The organism is Micromonospora sp. CPCC 206060, assembly GCF_036906895.1.
Taxonomy (GTDB): Bacteria; Actinomycetota; Actinomycetes; order Mycobacteriales; family Micromonosporaceae; genus Micromonospora.
In genome coordinates this window covers 1-1,583 of record NZ_JBAKHU010000213.1, presented here as the reverse complement: position 1 = coordinate 1,583, position 1,583 = coordinate 1, and the positions used below count along the sequence as shown (strand labels likewise).

Here is a 1,583-nt window from a genome sequence, read left to right as displayed (position 1 = left end):
CCTCGGTCTTTCATTTGGGCGGCTGTTCATAGTTGCTGTTCGATGAAGACGGTTCGGGATTCGCGTACCAGTTCGTTGGCATGCTGACGGCCCGGCGGGGGGCCGGGTTCCTCCGTGCTGCTGGTCGGGGCGTGGGGTTGCCGGTTCAGCCGGCTGGTCGTGGTAGTGCGGCGAGGCGGTTGAATGCGCTGGTCAGCGCGTCGGTCCAGGGCCAGTCGGCGGCGATGGCGAGTCGGGTCCGGCGGGCGGTGCGGGTGAGGCGGGCGGCGACGTGCAGCAGCCGGTAACGCAGTTTCTTGGGTTCCGCGCGGGCAAGGTCACCGTCGAGGAGCAGGGTTTGGGTCCAGGCAAGTAGGTCGATGCCGGTCAGCGCGAGTTGGAGCCATGCCTGGTTGATCGCGAAGATCCGGGACGGGAACCGGCCGAAGCCGGTGTCCTTGCCGGTGCGGATGCGGTCCTCGACGCGGGCGTGGGCGCGGTGCCGGGCCTCCAGGAACTGGATGCCGCCGTTGCCAGGTGGGGTGTCGGTGGCGACGACCTGGTGCCGCCAGCCTTCGATGGTGTCGAACAGGGATAGCTGAGCGCCGGGATGCGGGCGTTCGCGGCGGACGATGAACCGGGTACCGGGCGGCCAGCCGGCGGCCTCGAACAGGCCGGTGATCTCGCAGACCTCGGCGTGTTCTCGCAGGTCACCGTCGGTGTCTACGGCGGGGATCCAGCCGGTCGTAGCCTGGATCGCGGCCCGGACCGGTTCGGTGATCGCGGCGCCGACGGAGAAGCGGATGTCCAGATGGTGTTCTCGTAGTGCGCGGATGTGGGCGAGGAAGCCGTGACTACTGCCGGCCGAATCGGCACGGAGCAGGATCGGGGTGCCGTGCCGGTGCGCGTCGGGGATCTGGGCCAGGGCCTGGTCCAGGACGTTGATGTGGTCGGCGGTGGTGTTCGATCCGGCCCGGCCCTCACGCAACATGCCGGCGAGGGCTTCGCCGGTGTTGTCCAGGAAGCAGAGCAACGGGTGATAGCCGAAGGTCTTCTTCCAGGTACGGGTCGCCGACTCCTTCTCGGAATGGCAGATCACGATCGTCGCGTCGATGTCCAGGACCAGGCCGTCGACCTGCCGGCCGGCCGCCATCGGTTGTGGCAGGTCGCCGCGGGTGTCGGCGTGTTGGGCCCAGGCGACCTCGCGGGCGCGGGCCCGCGCGGCACGCAGTTCGGCCTGCATCGGCTCGTCCAGGCGGGACAACAGCCGCCACGCGGTCGGGTCGGAGGCGACCAGCCCGAACAGGGCAGACTGGTCACGCAACACCGCCAGATCGGCGATCGTCTCACCACCGTCGGCGAGCATCACCGCCAGATCCACGGCGATGCGGCCCGGGTCGTGGCCGCCCCGCCGCTGCCGCAACCTCGCCAACACGAGGCTGAACGCGCTGGTCAACCCTGTGACGTCGGCCAGATCGGCGAGCAGGCGAGCGCCGACGTGCCCGACGACACCTCGCCCGCCGCCGGTCACCATGATCTTCGGACGTGTTGCGGTAGCCTTCACCCAGCAAGTGCCTTCCGTGACAGGAACATCGGACCCTCAG

At 69.3% G+C, this 1,583-nt stretch carries 1 protein-coding gene; it reads right to left on the bottom strand.

All coding sequences use genetic code 11. The features are described from left to right. Positions 1 to 145: 145 nt before the first annotated feature. Complete coding sequence (locus V6U90_RS33305; protein ID WP_334445137.1) at positions 146 to 1,543, bottom strand: IS1380 family transposase; 1,398 nt, start codon at positions 1,541 to 1,543, stop codon at positions 146 to 148. Positions 1,544 to 1,583: the final 40 nt, after the last annotated feature.